Origin of the sequence: Undibacterium sp. YM2, from assembly GCF_009937975.1 — a bacterium.
Classification (GTDB): domain Bacteria; phylum Pseudomonadota; class Gammaproteobacteria; order Burkholderiales; family Burkholderiaceae_D; genus Undibacterium.
In genome coordinates, this window is sequence record NZ_AP018441.1 from 5247829 (window position 1) to 5265023 (window position 17195).

Genomic DNA, 17195 nt, shown 5'->3' on the forward strand with positions numbered 1-17195 from the left:
TTATGCGCTCACGAGTTCAATTTCATCGGCTTCGTCATCATCTTCAGCCATATCTTTTTTCTTGCTTTGCTGCCTTTCCCACATGCGCGCATAAGCACCGTGCAGAGCCAGCAAATCATGATGAGTACCACGCTCTATGATATGGCCTTTATCCATGACCAGTATCTGCTGTGCATCGACAATCGTCGATAATCTGTGGGCGATGACGAGACTGGTGCGGCTGCGCGCGATGTCTTTCAATTGTGCCTGTATCAATTGCTCAGACTGAGAATCAAGTGCTGATGTAGCCTCATCAAAAATCAGGATGGACGGATTCTTCAGCAAGGTGCGGGCAATCGCCACGCGCTGTTTTTCACCGCCTGATAATTTCAAACCACGCTCGCCAACCATGCTGTCATAACCGTCGGGCAGCGACTCGATAAAATCATGAATATAGGCAGCCTTGGCAACCGCAATAATCTCTTCTTTACTCGCCCCTGGTTTGCCATAGGCGATGTTGTATTCTATGGTGTCATTGAACAGCACCGTGTCTTGCGGGACTATACCTATTGCCGCCCTGACCGAAGCCTGTGTGACGTTGCGCAAATCCTGTCCATCGATGGCAATATGGCCGGACTGGATATCATAAAAACGGAACAGCAAACGCGATAAAGTTGATTTACCAGAGCCGCTATGACCAACCACCGCGGTGGTCGTGCCGGGGGCAATCGTAAAATCTACATCAAACAAAATCTGGCGCTTTTCTTCATAGCTGAAATTCACATGCTGGAAACGAATTTCTGCGCCATTTCTGTGGTGTACCTGTAGCGCTTGTGCAGCAGCATCGTCAGCCACTTCGCGGTTCTGGTCGAGCAAGGAAAACAGCCTTTCCATGTCGGCCAGGCTTTGCTTGATTTCACGGTACAGGACACCGAGAAAATTCAAGGGAATATATAGCTGTATCATGAAGGCATTCACCAGCACCAGGTCACCCAGACTCATGGTGCCATCAATGACGCCTTGGGTCGCGCGCCACAGTATCAGGGTCACGGCAGTGGCGATGATCATCGATTGCCCTGTGTTCAGCAAGAACAGACTGCTTTGCGATTTGACGGCAGCAGTTTCAAAACTTTTCAGGCCTACGTCATAACGCTGGGCTTCATATTCTTCATTACCAAAATACTTCACTGTTTCATAGTTGAGCAGCGAATCAATGGCCTTGGTATGCGCCTTGGAATCAAGCTCATTCATGGTACGGCGAAAATGCGTGCGCCATTCAGTGACAACGATGGTGAATACGATATAGGTTACCAGTGCCGTCGCGGTAATCACACTGAACCATTTATCGTAATGGGTACTCAGGTAAATCAGGACCAGGGTAATTTCCAGCAAGGTCGGAACGATGCTGAACAGGGCATAAGAAATCAGCGAAGAGATCGCCCGCGTACCACGTTCTATATCACGCGTAACACCACCGGTTTGCCGGTTCAGGTGAAAACGCAAAGACAGGGCATGCAGGTGGCGGAACACTTGCAAGGCTATCGTGCGCACTGCCCTTTGCGTGACCTTGGCAAACACGAACTCGCGCAACTCTGTGAACAGGGTTGTCGATAAGCGCAGGGCACCATAGGCGATCAGCAATGCCACTGGCAGAACCATGACGGCAGCCGGATGGGCGGGGCTGATGGTCATGCTATCAACCAGTTTTTTCAAGATCAGTGGCACACCAACATTGGCCAGTTTGGCCGATACCAGAAAAGTCAGCGCCAGCAAAACACGCCACTTGTAGGCCCACAGATATGGCAACAGGGTTTTGACGGTGGACCAATCACCGCGCTGGGCAGGATTGCTGACCGGAGCAGAGGAAGAAGGATTACGAACGGATTCTCGGCGTCGCATTAAAGATGTACCCGCATGAAGGTTGAATGGGCTTGCCAGAACTGACACGGCCAGTACTGACGTGAATTGGCAATTCAACAAAATCGCCCCAGCATCCTGCAGGCGACAGAGAGAACGACACATCATGCAAAAACTGCATAAGGAAAATTATAGGCCATAAATCAGATGTTCATCGGCCACCGCTCTCTGGCTATCGTACAATTTGCATTTCGTCACCACCACGCAGGTATACTGTGGCGGAAATGTCCCACGTACAAAGTACAAAACTACAATATGAACAAGAATAAACTCGTGATTTTTGGCAGCAGCAATATTTTGTCTGACTTGTTTGATTGCGCCCTGGCCCATGGCCTCACCGTATCAAAAATTGTTTTGCATTTGCCAGAAGCACCCGGCGAGCGTGATATCCCCCTGCAAGACCGGATAGCAGGATGGGCACAATATGGCTCGACACCTGAAGTCATCAATCTGGCTGATTTCATCCCTGCCGATGATGAACTTTATATGCTAGGGCCGACAACGCCCACCCGTAATGCGCTAGAGCAGGAAATACTGCAGCGTCATGCTGGCCTGGATTTCCATACCCTGCTACACCCGCGTGCCTTTGTATCACCATTGGCAAGACTGTCACCTGGTGTATTTGTTGGTGCGAATAGCGTGATAGGCCCCGGTGCCGTACTGGGTCGCCATGTCTTTGTGAACCGCGGTGTCACCATAGGGCATGACACCCATATTGGTGCTTTTTCGCGGGTACAGCCAGGCAGCAATGTCGGTGGTTTATCGCGTATAGGGCATAGCGTCACCATCGCTATCGGTGCGACCCTCATAGAGCGCCTGCGCATAGGCGAACACGCCTTCATCGGTGCTGGCGCTGTCGTGATCAGCGATGTTGATGCGGGTGCGCTAATGGTCGGCAACCCTGCCAGATTCAAGAAGTCTGTGCTGCCATCCTGAGATGAAACCGCTGTAAAGCCAGTTCGCAAGCCCCCTGCAAACTGGCGGCCGCCTTGCTCAAGTCCAGGTAATCATCAAAATGCTTTTGCATGGCGAGGCCAGCAGTTTTTCTGGCATCAGGATTGTTTAGCCACTGCATCAGCGTCTGGAAATATGCCTGCAAGTTTGCCTGTGCCGCATTACCCAGTTTGTCACCACCGTCCGAACCCTGCAAACTCAGTGCTGGCAAGCCCAGCGCCATTGCTTCTGCGACGGCAAAACCGCCACCCATCATGGGTGGGTTGATATAGATATCGCTGCACGCCAGGTATTTGACGGCATCCGTACAAAAGGCGATACAGCGTACCTGCTCACTATTTACCGCCTGCAAGGCAGTTGGCATGGCACCACTGCCACCTATGATCAGCCACTGCACGTGGGGATTTTCATTCAATACTTGCAGCATGGCCCTGGCCCATGCACCCTGTATCCTCGATTCGCTCTCATTGACGAGCGTGACCAGTAGCAATTTGTCTTGTGCCAGTCCCAGAGATTCGCGTGTGTGATTACCCTGGATCTCAGGCCTTTGTACACGGTAAGAATGATGGTAAGCCTGGCTGGCCGGAAAAGCCGTGGTCCATTGCGAAGCCTGCAAGCCGTGCAAGTCTTGTTGCGCAGTCAGCCATACATCGGCGGGTGACATCGGCGACAGGGAGTTGATGCCCAGACTGAGTACCGGACGTGCCGGATAAGCTGCCGCCGCCAGCCCTGCATACAGACCGACAAACATGACCAGGTCAGGGTCAAACGACGCCATGGCACCCAGCAGGCTTTTCCATCTTTGCAGCAGCGAGAAACGCGTATCACCGGTCATGACTTGCCCGCCCTGCCCCAGGTATTTATCCCATCCGCCAGTCACGAATTGCGGCTCCGGAGTATAGGAACGGCTGCCGAGATAATGCATGAAATCTGGCCCCAGCATTTCTTGTGCTGAATACAGTACGACTTCATAACCAAGCTGACGCAGATTTTCTGCCTGCTGCAAGGCCATCAAGGTAGGCGGGTGCTTGATATTGCTGACAAAGGGTGCGATCAGGGCTACCTTGCGTACTTCGTTGATGACACGCAGCTTCAACACCTGCGCGGGTTGCACCTGCTGCCATATCCAAGAGTTAAGACTGGCGGTAATCGCAGGCAGCGCCAGTTCCTGCAGGCGTTGCTGAAAAGCCTGGCGACCAGGAATATCGAGCAAAACTCTTTGCCAGCTATATTGCAAAAACGTGACCATGCGGTCGGCATCAAAGGGTTGCAGGCTCAGGGCAATTTGCCCGGCCTGCTGCAAATATTCCGGCCTGCCGGTGAGCATGTCGAGAAAAGTAGCACGGTAAAACCCCGGCAAGCCACTGGCAGCGACATTCGCCAGCAGGAATTGCTCAAGTTGCAGCGTCAGCGCCGGAGTAGCATGACGGCGCATCAGATCGACCATCTGATGCCAGCAATGGCTGGCTGTGGGGTTGGCTACCGTGCGCAAGACCACATCGTCGAGCAGTCTTAGTTCTTCGTGTTTTGCTTCCATTGGCTGTTCTTTATGTTTTTCCACCAAAATTAGCGGCCGTACCAGCCAGTCTGCTCTATTCTGGCTCATGAAATTACTACATTGTCATCAACTTCACAATATATCACCCTGTAAGTCGCTGGCAAGCCACTTGCTTTGCTCAGCCTGCATTAAATCTGGTTTAAGATTTGCCTGACCACCTTCTACTCATCCTACTCATTCTATTCTGCAAAATTATTATGACTGAACAAATTTCCAACGGCTTGCCAGCCCACATGCCTACCCTCAGGGTCATGCCCATGCCCGCTGATGCCAATGTGCATGGCGACGTATTTGGCGGCTGGATCATGTCACAGGTCGATATTGCCGGTGCCATCCCTGCGGCACGCCGTGCCAATGGCCGTGTTGCCACCATCGCAGTCAATTCTTTCCTGTTCAAGCAACCGGTATTCGTTGGCGACCTGTTGTCGTTTTATGCCGAAGTCATCAAGGTAGGCAATACCTCGATCACGGTATCGGTAGAAGTATATGCCGAGCGTAACCGTTTGCAGGCTTCGACCGTCAAGGTCACTGAAGCGACCCTGACTTATGTTGCCACAGGCAATGACCGCAAACCGCGCCAGATTCCTCCACTGGAAGAAATCACCAAGGTGGGCTGAGCATTGGTATGAAGTTATCACGTCGTTCGTTTTTACAGCAGTCCCTGCAATTCACTACTTTTGCTGCACTGTCCCAGGCTTTTCCCGGCTTTGCCGCCGAGCGCAGCAGTGTTTATCCTTTCAGCCTTGGTGTAGCCTCAGGCTCGCCGCGGCATGACAGCGTCGTCTTGTGGACACGCCTGCTGCCTGAGCCGCTGAATGCAGCCGCCCTGCCCGCCATCCCCTATAAACTGCGCTGGGAAATTGCCGAGGACGAGCAATTCAACCGCATTGCCGGCAAAGGTGAAACCCATGCCTTGCCTGAGCTCGCGCATAGCGTGCATGTGGATGTCACTGGCCTGCTGCCAAATCGCTGGTACTGGTACCGCTTCATGCTGGGCGATGCAGTCAGCCCGGTAGGCCGCACCCATACAGCACCGGCGGCCGATGCATTGAACGTCAATCTGCGGCTGGCCGTGGCCTCTTGCCAGCACTGGGAGTTTGGCGAATATGCGGCGCACCGGCATATTGCTGCCAGCAATCCTGATCTGGTGGCATTTCTGGGAGATTATATTTATGAGTGGGGGCCTTATGACTTGCGCCACCCTGGCAAGCCGCGCAACCGCGAGATAGAGAGTTTCAGCCTGGCTGATTACCGTGCCCGTTATGCGCAGTACAAGACCGATCCACAATTGCAGGCAGCCCATCATGCCGCACCATGGATAGTCACCTGGGACGATCACGAGATCGCCAATGATTATGGCAATGACAGGGACGAACGTCTGGACGTGAACTTCATGCTGCGCCGTGCGGCTGCCTACCAGGCATTTTATGAGCATATGCCGGTACGTCTGCATGCTGGCCATACCGACTTCGTCAATATGCGCATTTATGAGCGTTATGACTGGGGCAGGCTGGCGCGCTTCCATGTACTCGACAGCAGGCAATACCGCTCGCACCAGGTTTGCCCCAAGCCTGGCCGCGGTGGTTCGAATTCTGTCACCAATGCAGAATGCAGTGAGCGACTCGACCCTAGTCATACGATGCTGGGCATGGAACAGGAGAGATGGCTGGCGCGCGGCTTTGCCAGTTCAAATGCGAAATGGAATATGCTGACCCAGCAAACACTGATGGCGCAATCGAGCCAGACTGTCGTCAATCAGGAAGGTGATGGCAAATTCTGGACCGATGGCTGGGACGGTTATCCCCTTGCCCGCCAACGCCTGATGGAAGACCTGCAAAAGCACAAACCTGCGAATCCTGTCGTGATCTCTGGTGATGTCCACACTTTTTATGCAGCTAATCTGAAGCGCGATTTTTACAGCAAGGCATCGGCCAGCAACCCCATACTGGCGACAGAATTCTGTGGCACTTCGGTGACCTCAAGCTCGCGCCCGCAAGAGCGCACTGAGCAATACGCAGCACAAAACCCGCATATCAAATATGGCCGCAGTGATAAACGTGGATTCATGCTGCTTGATCTTTCACCGACCAGGATACAGACACATTTCCTGGCGCTGGATGATGTGGCGAAAGCAGATTCCGGTATTTCCACGCTCAGGAGTTTTGTTGTTGAAGATGGCAGAACGGGTGTGGTCGTCGCCTAGCCGCCAGGTTCAGACATGCAATAAAAAAGGAAGGCTATGCCTTCCTTTTTTATTGTCAAGAGCGAGGTGCTCAGGCTTTTTTCTCGTCACGCAATTCGCGACGCAAAATCTTGCCCACATTAGTCTTAGGCAACTCGGTACGGAACTCGATGTACTTTGGTTTCTTGTAACCAGTGAATTGTTCCTTGCAATAATCCATGAGCTGATCGACTGTCAATGCTGGATCTTTGCGCACGACAAACAATTTCACGGCCTCGCCAGAGTTTTCATCCGGCACACCAACGCAGGCACACTCCAGCACGCCCGGATGCATGACGATGACTTCTTCAATTTCATTAGGATAGACATTGAAACCAGATACCAGAATCATGTCTTTCTTGCGATCGACGATCTTGGTATAACCGCGTTCATCCATGATGCCAACGTCACCGGTTTTGAAGAAGCCATCTGCCGTCATGACCTTGGCAGTTTCTTCAGGACGGTTCCAGTAACCAGCCATGACTTGCGGTCCACGGATGGCGATTTCACCACGCTCACCCAAAGCAACCGGATTGCCATCATCGTCCAGGATGGCTATTTCTGTAGAAGGAATAGGCATGCCTATGGTGCCGGAGAATTCCTTGGTATCAGCCGGGTTGGCGGTCGCTACAGGTGAAGTCTCGGACAGGCCATAACCTTCGGCAATGGCGCAGCCAGTGGTCTTCAGCCACTTGTCAGCCACTGCTTTTTGCACAGCCATGCCACCGCCACTGCATATCTCATAGCCAGAGAAATCCAGTGCGGCAAAACCTGGATTGTTCAGCAAGCCGTTATACAGAGTATTCACCGCAGGGAAAATATTCACCCTGTATTTACCCAGCTCCTTGATGAAGCCGGGAATATCACGCGGATTGGGTATCAACAAATTCAAGGCACCGATGCGGGTACCAAGCAGGCTGCAGACAGTCAGCGCAAAGATGTGGTACAGCGGCAAGGCACAGACAATGACTTTCTGCTCGTCAGTATGACCGGCCATGCTGGGCGAGAGCCATGCATCATTTTGCAGGATATTGGCAACCACATTTTTATGCGTGAGCGTCGCCCCTTTGGAGACACCGGTAGTACCACCGGTATATTGCAGGAAAGCTACATCATCATGTGTAGTTGTGACAGGTGTGAAACTGGTACCTGCAGCCTCGGACATCACTTTATTAAAACGGATGGCGTTAGGCAAAGAAAATGCCGGTACCATTTTTTTGACATGGCGAACGACAAAATTGACGATAGTTCCTTTCAAGCCACCCAGCATTTCGCCCATATTGGCAACGACGATATGCTTGATTGCAGTCTTGCTGAGGACTTGCTCCAACGTGGTGGCAAAGTTTTCGAGGATGAAGATGGCTTCTGCACCAGAGTCCTTGAGCTGGTGCTCAAGTTCGCGCGGCGTGTACAAAGGGTTGACGTTAACCACCGTATAACCAGCACGCAGAACCGCTGCCATGACAACAGGATATTGCAATACATTTGGCATCATGATGGCAACGCGTGCGCCTTTCTTCAGGCCCTTGCTTTGCAACCAGCCTGCCAGTTGCCTGGACATGGTATCGAGTTGGCCGTAGGTAATACGCTTGTCCATACAGGCATAGGCATCACGTGCAGCATACTTCTGAAATGACTCGTCCAGCATTTGCACCAGGGATTGATACTGGTTGATATCAATTTCTGCCGGTACACCTGCAGGATAGTTTTTCAGCCAAATTTTATCCATATCTTCTCCGTCTCCTGTGATTGTTGTTTTATGCCTTTGCCTTGCGCATCTTGCTTTGGGTCTCTCACTTTGCGCATATCACTACGCACGGTGAAATTGCACAAAGACAAGCCTTGCAGGCATGGGTTTCCTAGTTTCGATGCTATCGGCTAAGTTCGGCTAAAGCAAGCGATTTAAAGCCTACTTGAAAGCATCCTCTAGGGAAATGTCGCAGTGCAACAAATCTGCATTGGAAGATTTTGCCTGCTTTTGATGCGCAACAATACCAGCCTGTCACAGTTATGACAGGCTGGTGATGCACGATGAGAGCGATGTTGATTTATGCAGCAGTAGTCTGTGCGCACTTCTCAACTTGTACCAGCAAGTCGTAGAAAGTAGGGCCGCCGCCCATGTCCGTCAGGCGCTGGCTGGTGACTTCGTTGGCATTCTTGTGATCGCCTGCAAGTTTTTTCCACCAGATGGACAAGCCCACCACCAGGCCAGGCCTGGCTTTGTCGGTAACGCGGGCGATGGCTTCAAAACTGCCCCTGTCATTGAATATCCTCAACTTGTCGCCGTGCACAATATCGCGGCTGCCAGCATCTCGCGGATGTATGTCCAGATGCGGTTCACCCTCGGTATCACGCAGGCTTTGTACATTGACGAAGGTGGAATTCAAAAAATTGCGCGCTGGAGGAGAAATCATGGCCAGCGGATATCGTGCTGCCAGCGCTGCATTCGATACCACCGATTCATAGGGAGCGATGTAAGCGGGCAGAGGGTCCAGCCCATCGCGTTTCATGGTCTCGCTATAAAACTCGCATTTGCCAGAGAGTGTGCCAAAGCCACCATTGGCAAATGGCGCGTCTGCCACCTTCAGTTTGGCCCAGCCGGTTTTCTTTAATGAAGACCAGTCAAAGTGCACGGCATGTGCATGATTTTTATTGAAGGCCAGTGCAGCGATATCGTCATCGCTGTCTGTAAAACAGGCATCTTCAAAACCCATGGCCCTGGCAATCAGACGGAAAATCTCTGTATTCGGTTTGGCTTCACCAAGAGGAGTAATCGCAGGATTATTCGCCATCATGTACAGATGGCCATAGGTGCTATGAATGTCCGTATGTTCCAGTTGCGTCGTTGCTGGCAATAATATGTCTGCATAGTCTGCCGTATCAGTCTGGAAGTGTTCCAGCACGACCGTGAACAGGTCCTCACGCGCAAAGGCCTGCGCGACTTTGGAGGACTCAGGCGCGATGGCAACAGGGTTGGAGTTATAGACGATCACTGCCCCGACTTTGGGACCAAACTCTGCTGAGGCTTCACGCAGTAAATCATCGCCTATGGTGCTCATATTTATGGTACGGCGAGGGAAACCTTCAGGGAATAAATCTGGTCTTTGCAAGGCCGCAGTATTTTTGGGGAAGGCATCAGACATCGACAATTGCGTACCACCGGCAGCATGACGCCATGCACCTGTCAGCGCAGGCAGGCAGGCGATATTGCGCACTGCCATGCCGCCACCATGCACCCTTTGCACGCCATAGTTCATGCGTATCATACTGGCTTCACCACGCTTGCCGCATTCACCGTATTCTTTGGCGAGTTGGACAACTTCATCAGCGCTGATACCGCATACTTCGGCAACGCGCTCCGGCGTCCATTCAGCGACACGTTCACGCAATTGTTCAAAACCCAGTGTATGTTCCGCGATGTAATCATGATCGAGCAAGTCTTCACGTATCAGGACATGCATGAGACCGAGCGCCAAGGCAGAATCAGTGCCCGGCAACAGGGCGATATGTTGATGGCATTTTTCTGCAGTCAATGAACGGTAAGGGTCAATCGCAATCAACTTCGCACCATTGCGCTTGGCTTCTTGCACGCGCATCCAGAAATGCAGGTTGGACGCGATAGGATTGCCACCCCACATGATGATCAGTTTGGCATTCTGGGTATGTTCTATGTCAGCGCCCTGGCGCGTACCTACCGTATATTTATAGCCAACACCACCCGCTGTCGCACATATCGTGCGGTCCAGAAATGAAGCACCAATCTTGTTGAAGAAGCGCATCGCCATACTCTCGCCCTGCACCAGGCCCATGGTGCCAGCATAACTGTAGGGCAGGATGGATAAGGGATTGCTGGCAGCCAGTGGCTTGAGTTTTTCAGCAATGGTCGCAATCGCTTCTTCCCAGGTGATACGGACAAACTTGCCCTCACCTTTTTTGCCTATGCGTTTTTGCGGATAAAGCAGACGGTCAGCATGGTACGTACGTTCTGTATAACGCGATACCTTGGTACACAATACCCCTGCCGTTGTCGGATGTGCAGGGTCACCCTTGACTGCGGTGGCGATGCCGTTTTCTACAGTCACATGCAGGGCACATGTGTCGGGGCAATCATGCGGGCATACGGCTTTGACGATATTGCTGCTCATAGTAATCCTGGTTCAATTATTTACTTGCTACTGTGTTGCTTCTTCACTTGGTACTGCATCAAGTATTGCACCTATCCATTACGTCTATAATATTCCAGAGTCTGTTATGACTACCGATACACAAATGCTGTTTTTCTGTGTATCAGCAAATATGCCACTACGCTGGCAATATATCCTGCTTGTCACTCAAACGCTTGCCGGGGTTCTTATGTTCCAGTGCCAGCAAAGCCGCAGAATGATCAGCATGCGGATAAACGGGCAGCAAGCTGCGATAGACATCCGTCACCAGTTTGGTGATGGGCAAATCAACGCCCGCATGCTGTGCGGCGATCAGGATATTTTCCATATCCTTGGCCTGGCTTTTTACCTGGCCACCAGGCATGAAGGTTCTGTCCAGCATACGCTGGCCATGCACTTCCAGTATGCGGCTCTCGGCGAATCCACCTCGCAAGGCCTGGCGAACCGCAGCAGGATCAGCACCACCTGCCTGTGCCAGCAATAAGGCCTCGGCCACGATATTAATCGTGGCGCCAACTATCAGTTGATTACAGAGTTTGGCCAGTTGCCCTGTTCCTGGGTCACCCACGCGTTGTGGCTTGCCCATGGCAGACAATACCTGTACCGCCTCTGGATAAACTGCTTCTTCCGCACCCGCCATGATGGCCAGGCTACCTGCTTCCGCACCAATGACACCGCCAGAAACCGGCGCATCAATAAAATGCACACCCTGTGCTTGCAACAAGGCATGCAGCGCTTTTGCCTGCGATTGCTGTATGGAACTCATATCGATGACGATACTCCCGGCGTGCAAGGCTGGCAGGATTTGTGCGATCACACCTGCCACAGCGTCACCATCTTCCAGCATGGTAATCACAATATCCGCACTGGATTGCTGGACTGCCAGCAAGGCAGAATCTGCAACGATGGCACCATCTGCTGTAAGCGCTTCCGCTTTTGCGCGGGTACGGTTCCATACTCTCACTGGATACCCTGCAAGTAACAAGCGGCGCGCCATGGGCTTGCCCATCAGACCCGTACCTAAAAATGCGATAGTTGTTTCAGAAACTGTTTTCACGCTGGTCCTTTAATGCAGATATGATTACCGGAACTAAATTGTAATCGCTAGCTCTTAGGAGCGTATTGCAAGACATTGCTACAATAGGGGCTGCGGTTTTATATTAATGTCCCATTGATTCCTTATTTTCACCTGAAAGCCCATTTTATGCGCCTGCGTATCTCATCTTTAATCGCCGTTGCCGTCACTGCCATGTGCGCCAGTTCATCCGTATTCGCCATTGATACTGTTTCGCTGGAATTTGCCACTGGAAATAAAACCAAGATGCTGCGCCTTGGCCTGCAATCCGCCTGGTCCAACCAATGGTTTTCCTCCAATGGCACACACGTTGGCGGCTACTGGGACTATACCCTCGCGCAATGGCGTGGCAGTAATTTCGAAGGCAAGGGCGGCACACAAAACCTGACAGATATAGGCGTTACTCCCGTCTTCCGCTTTCAAAATGATAGCAAAAAAGGTGTATATGGCGAAGCCGGCATAGGCTTGCACATGCTGTCAGAAATCTATGACAACAACAATCGCCATTTTTCGACCAACTTCCAATTCGGTGACCATATCGGCGTTGGTTATGTCACCAAAGACGGCTGGGATTTGAGTTTCAAGATCCAGCATTATTCAAATGGTGGCGTTAAACATCCAAATCCTGGTGTGAATTTTGCAGTGCTGAAGGCTGGGTACGCGTTTTAAGGTTTTTAGCCCCCATCTGCAGATGGCTCAGAAAAAACAAAAGGCTGCTTGTATGCAGCCTTTTTCTCAACACCCTCTCAACATAGAGTGTGCAGGCGAGCCTTAAGGCAATTTGCGCCGATTATAGGTCATTGACGATCATCTGATTCTTGATATTAAGTTCGTTCAAACGTTGAGTCCACTCACGTATGCTGCGTGGATCCGTTACGATTTCAGATGACCCGGCAGCATGCAAATGCTTGATTTCGCTGAATGTAGAAGTTTGGTACAGCTCATATTTTAGAAAATAGAGCTGCTTCGCTGACAAAACCTGCATCTCAATTCGTAAAATAAATTCTTGCTCAACTCCATCGGGAAAACCTACCGTTGCAGTTCCATGGTTTTCAAATGCTACACACTTGCCCTCTGCAGCAGCACGATCAAAGTCTTCCTGCTTATCAACCCAATGCACTTGTTGATTGCAGCTGTCGCAATATCTTGTTTTGTGCCCCTCTGTTCGAGTTAACTCGTCCCAGGTCTTTGGGCAAATGAAGGATAGATTGCACTTAATCATGGGCGTTATTGGGTGTTGCGTAAACTGTGGTATTGGCTGAAGAGTATATAGAAGTTCACAGGAGTGAAGAGATAAGCAAGCCTCTTGGTTTGTCAACGAAAGCCGCTGGGCTCCTGCCTGCACAGGAGCGACGATTTAGAGGTCAATTATCCCGAAGATGGATATTCGTGTGCAAAGAATTTTGCTAAAGCTTTTGGGAGAACAAAGATATAAGTATTCCGACACAATGACTTGAACTGCAATTTCATCACCGGTGCTGACAACAAACCACTCAGGTTGCAAGAGAGTTGCCCTCAAATTCGTCGCTCCAGCGCAGGCTGGAGCCCAATGTCATTCGCTGGTGAGCCGTGCCGGTGATCAGAGAGAGAATAAGTGATCAGACGGTGGTGCGCACGGCGCACCCTACTGCGTCAGGGGAGCTATATAGTCCCAAGAATGAAATATAAAAGCAGAGACACAGAGTAAAAGCAGAGATTTCTCTCTATTCTTGCCTTTCTCAGTGCCCCTCTGTGTCTCAGTGTCTCTGTGTTGAGAGGTCTTGACGTAGTTTTTGTTTGCTGCGACCCGGGATATTTCCGTTCGAGCAAAAGCAAAACCCCCACACAATTGCTTGAGTGGGGGTCTGCGGAATAAAAGCCTGACGATAACCTACTTTCACACTGGTTGCAGCACTATCATTGGCGCGTAATCGTTTCACGGTCCTGTTCGGGATGGGAAGGGGTGGTACCGATTAGCTATGGTCATCAGGCATAACTTGTTGATTCGTTGAGGGTCACGTTGTTTTGTGGCCTGCAACAAATCCAATTCAGAAGAAGTGTCGTAGAGTGTGCGATCTTATTCGCACTAATCAAGAGTTACTTAATTTTCACAGTAAGCGAGACCATCGCTTACTGTGGTGGTTGTGACTGCTGTCGAACTTGCTCTCTGTTCTATTGATTTTCACAGAGGCACATTTCGCAAACACTTCACAATACTTGTCGTAGCCTATTACCTGCTAAGGTTATAGGGACAAGCCTTACGGGCAATTAGTACTGGTTAGCTTAATGCATTACTGCACTTCCACACCCAGCCTATCAACGTCCTGGTCTCGAACGACCCTTTAAAGAGATCAAGTCTCTGGGAAGTCTCATCTTAAGGCGAGTTTCCCGCTTAGATGCTTTCAGCGGTTATCTCTTCCGAACATAGCTACTCGGCAATGCCACTGGCGTGACAACCGATACACCAGAGGTTCGTCCACTCCGGTCCTCTCGTACTAGGAGCAGCCCCCTTCAAACTTCCAACGCCCACGGCAGATAGGGACCAAACTGTCTCACGACGTTTTAAACCCAGCTCACGTACCACTTTAAATGGCGAACAGCCATACCCTTGGGACCGGCTACAGCCCCAGGATGTGATGAGCCGACATCGAGGTGCCAAACTCCCCCGTCGATATGAACTCTTGGGAGGAATCAGCCTGTTATCCCCAGAGTACCTTTTATCCGTTGAGCGATGGCCCTTCCATACAGAACCACCGGATCACTATGTCCTACTTTCGTACCTGCTCGACTTGTCAGTCTCGCAGTTAAGCACGCTTATGCCATTGCACTATTAGCACGATGTCCGACCGTACCTAGCGTACCTTCGAACTCCTCCGTTACACTTTGGGAGGAGACCGCCCCAGTCAAACTGCCTACCATGCACTGTCCCCGACCCGGATAACGGGCCAAGGTTAGAACCTCAAATAAACCAGGGTGGTATTTCAAGGATGGCTCCACGCAAACTGGCGTCCACGCTTCAAAGCCTCCCACCTATCCTACACAGATCGATTCAAAGTCCAATGCAAAGCTACAGTAAAGGTTCATGGGGTCTTTCCGTCTAGCCGCGGGTAGATTGCATCATCACAAACATTTCAACTTCGCTGAGTCTCGGGAGGAGACAGTGTGGCCATCGTTACGCCATTCGTGCAGGTCGGAACTTACCCGACAAGGAATTTCGCTACCTTAGGACCGTTATAGTTACGGCCGCCGTTTACTGGGACTTCAATCAAGAGCTTGCACCCCATCATTTAATCTTCCAGCACCGGGCAGGCGTCACACCCTATACGTCCACTTTCGTGTTTGCAGAGTGCTGTGTTTTTATTAAACAGTCGCAGCCACCAGTTTATTGCAACCCCTTCGTCCTTCTGCCGCAGGGCAGTCAAACTACAAGGGCGTACCTTATCCCGAAGTTACGGTACCAATTTGCCGAGTTCCTTCTCCCGAGTTCTCTCAAGCGCCTTAGAATACTCATCTCGCCCACCTGTGTCGGTTTGCGGTACGGTCTCGTATGACTGAAGCTTAGAGGCTTTTCTTGGAACCACTTCCGATTGCTTCGTGAATAAATTCACTCGTCTCAACCCCTTGAATTACGCTGCCGGATTTGCCTAACAGCCTTCTCCAGGTTAAAAACCGACTATTCCAACAGTCGGACAACCTTCCGCGATCCGTCCCCCCATCGCATCATACGACGGTGCAGGAATATTAACCTGCTTCCCATCAGCTACGCATCTCTGCCTCGCCTTAGGGGCCGACTCACCCTGCTCCGATGAACGTTGAACAGGAAACCTTGGGCTTACGGCGTGGAGGCTTTTCACCCCCATTATCGCTACTCATGTCAGCATTCGCACTTCTGATACCTCCAGCAACCTTTACAAGTCACCTTCGCAGGCTTACAGAACGCTCTCCTACCATATCCTTACGGATATCCGCAGCTTCGGTGTATAGCTTAGCCCCGTTACATCTTCCGCGCAGGACGACTCGATCAGTGAGCTATTACGCTTTCTTTAAAGGGTGGCTGCTTCTAAGCCAACCTCCTGACTGTTTTAGCCTTCCCACTTCGTTTTCCACTTAGCTATACTTTGGGACCTTAGCTGGCGGTCTGGGTTGTTTCCCTCTTGACACCGGACGTTAGCACCCGATGTCTGTCTCCCAAGCTCGCACTCAACGGTATTCGGAGTTTGCAATGGTTTGGTAAGTCGCGATGACCCCCTAGCCATAACAGTGCTCTACCCCCGTCGGTGATACTTGAGGCACTACCTAAATAGTTTTCGGAGAGAACCAGCTATTTCCAAGTTTGTTTAGCCTTTCACCCCTACCCACAGCTCATCCCCTAATTTTTCAACATTAGTGGGTTCGGTCCTCCAGTGCGTGTTACCGCACCTTCAACCTGGCCATGAGTAGATCACTTGGTTTCGGGTCTACACCCAGCGACTGATTCGCCCTATTCGGACTCGATTTCTCTACGGCTTCCCTATGCGGTTAACCTTGCCACTGAATGTAAGTCGCTGACCCATTATACAAAAGGTACGCAGTCACGGAACAAGTCCGCTCCTACTGTTTGTATGCACACGGTTTCAGGTTCTATTTCACTCCCCTCCCGGGGTTCTTTTCGCCTTTCCCTCACGGTACTGGTTCACTATCGGTCGATATCGAGTATTTAGCCTTGGAGGATGGTCCCCCCATGTTCAGACAGGATTTCTCGTGTCCCGCCCTACTTGTCGCAAACTTAGTTCCACACCGATGATTTCATATACGGGGCTATCACCCTCTATGGCCGGACTTTCCATTCCGTTTTATTATCAAAGATGCTAAATCTTGCAGGCTCTTCCCATTTCGCTCGCCACTACTTTGGGAATCTCGGTTGATTTCTTTTCCTGTAGCTACTTAGATGTTTCAGTTCGCCACGTTCGCTTTGCAACCCTATGTATTCAGGTTGCAATGACCTTACGGCCGGGTTTCCCCATTCGGAAATCTGCGGATCAATGTGTGTTTGCTCACTCCCCGCAGCTTATCGCAAGCTACTACGTCCTTCATCGCCTGATATCGCCAAGGCATCCACCATGTGCACTTAGTCACTTGTCCCTATAACGTTAGCCTCTGGTGTCTGTCATTGAATCTCTTCAACTTCAGGTTCATCACCAAAAACCGGTTATAGTTCTTTACTACTTATGAGTATTACTTTAGCGTTTGCCGTATCTCAAGGAATTTGATATTTCTAAAACTTGTCTTTCGACAGCTTTTTCAAACTCGCTTTTAATACTATGTTTGTTCGATACAATCACAACCCTTCCATAATTTCCATCAACACTG

10 protein-coding genes and 2 rRNA genes are annotated in these 17195 nt (G+C 51.0%); 4 read left to right on the plus strand and 8 right to left on the minus strand.

Features of this window, described 5'->3' with window-relative positions:
* Positions 1-1878, minus strand: a complete 1878-nt coding sequence (locus tag UNDYM_RS24030) for an ABC transporter ATP-binding protein/permease (protein ID WP_162043376.1) — start codon at positions 1876-1878, stop codon at positions 1-3.
* A gap of 273 nt (positions 1879-2151) precedes the next feature.
* On the opposite strand from UNDYM_RS24030, the gene UNDYM_RS24035 reads away from it, so the two are divergent.
* On the plus strand, positions 2152-2832 hold the full coding sequence (locus UNDYM_RS24035; RefSeq protein ID WP_162043377.1) for an acetyltransferase: 681 nt from the start codon (positions 2152-2154) through the stop codon (positions 2830-2832).
* Here the strand turns inward: UNDYM_RS24035 and UNDYM_RS24040 are convergent.
* On the minus strand, positions 2807-4387 hold the full coding sequence (locus UNDYM_RS24040; RefSeq protein ID WP_162043378.1) for a glycosyltransferase: 1581 nt from the start codon (positions 4385-4387) through the stop codon (positions 2807-2809). The genes UNDYM_RS24035 and UNDYM_RS24040 overlap by 26 nt on opposite strands.
* A 218-nt stretch (positions 4388-4605) precedes the next feature.
* Here UNDYM_RS24040 and UNDYM_RS24045 point away from each other — a divergent pair, with 218 nt between their 5' ends.
* Positions 4606-5025, plus strand: coding sequence for an acyl-CoA thioesterase (locus UNDYM_RS24045; RefSeq protein WP_162043379.1), 420 nt, complete (start codon positions 4606-4608; stop codon positions 5023-5025).
* An 8-nt stretch (positions 5026-5033) separates the two neighbouring features.
* Positions 5034-6611, plus strand: a complete 1578-nt coding sequence (locus UNDYM_RS24050; protein WP_162043380.1) for an alkaline phosphatase — start codon at positions 5034-5036, stop codon at positions 6609-6611.
* A gap of 70 nt (positions 6612-6681) precedes the next feature.
* Here UNDYM_RS24050 and UNDYM_RS24055 read toward each other — a convergent pair whose 3' ends face one another.
* The 3 genes from UNDYM_RS24055 to UNDYM_RS24065 all read right to left on the minus strand — a co-directional run bounded on the left by UNDYM_RS24055 (position 6682) and on the right by UNDYM_RS24065 (position 11849).
* Positions 6682-8358 carry a long-chain fatty acid--CoA ligase gene (locus UNDYM_RS24055; RefSeq protein ID WP_162043381.1) on the minus strand — a complete coding sequence of 559 codons (1677 nt, stop codon included), beginning with the start codon at positions 8356-8358 and terminating at the stop codon, positions 6682-6684.
* A 319-nt stretch (positions 8359-8677) separates the two neighbouring features.
* Entirely contained in the window at positions 8678-10774 is a 2097-nt protein-coding gene (locus UNDYM_RS24060; protein ID WP_162043382.1) for a molybdopterin-dependent oxidoreductase, read from the minus strand.
* A 157-nt stretch (positions 10775-10931) separates the two neighbouring features.
* Positions 10932-11849 carry an NAD(P)-dependent oxidoreductase gene (locus UNDYM_RS24065; RefSeq protein WP_255456503.1) on the minus strand — a complete coding sequence of 306 codons (918 nt, stop codon included), beginning with the start codon at positions 11847-11849 and terminating at the stop codon, positions 10932-10934.
* Between the two features lie 147 nt (positions 11850-11996).
* On the opposite strand from UNDYM_RS24065, the gene UNDYM_RS24070 reads away from it, so the two are divergent.
* Entirely contained in the window at positions 11997-12536 is a 540-nt protein-coding gene (locus UNDYM_RS24070; protein ID WP_162043383.1) for an acyloxyacyl hydrolase, read from the plus strand.
* 121 nt (positions 12537-12657) lie between these two features.
* Here the strand turns inward: UNDYM_RS24070 and UNDYM_RS24075 are convergent, their stop codons facing one another.
* The 3 genes from UNDYM_RS24075 to UNDYM_RS24085 all read right to left on the minus strand — a co-directional run bounded on the left by UNDYM_RS24075 (position 12658) and on the right by UNDYM_RS24085 (position 16967).
* The gene (locus tag UNDYM_RS24075; protein ID WP_162043384.1) at positions 12658-13089 is read right to left on the minus strand and encodes a hypothetical protein; all 432 of its coding nucleotides are present in this window, start codon (positions 13087-13089) and stop codon (positions 12658-12660) included.
* A 635-nt stretch (positions 13090-13724) separates the two neighbouring features.
* A 5S ribosomal RNA gene (rrf, locus tag UNDYM_RS24080) occupies positions 13725-13837 on the minus strand.
* Positions 13838-14093: 256 nt separating this feature from the next.
* Positions 14094-16967: ribosomal RNA gene (locus tag UNDYM_RS24085) — 23S ribosomal RNA — on the minus strand.
* Between the last annotated feature and the right edge of the window lie 228 nt (positions 16968-17195).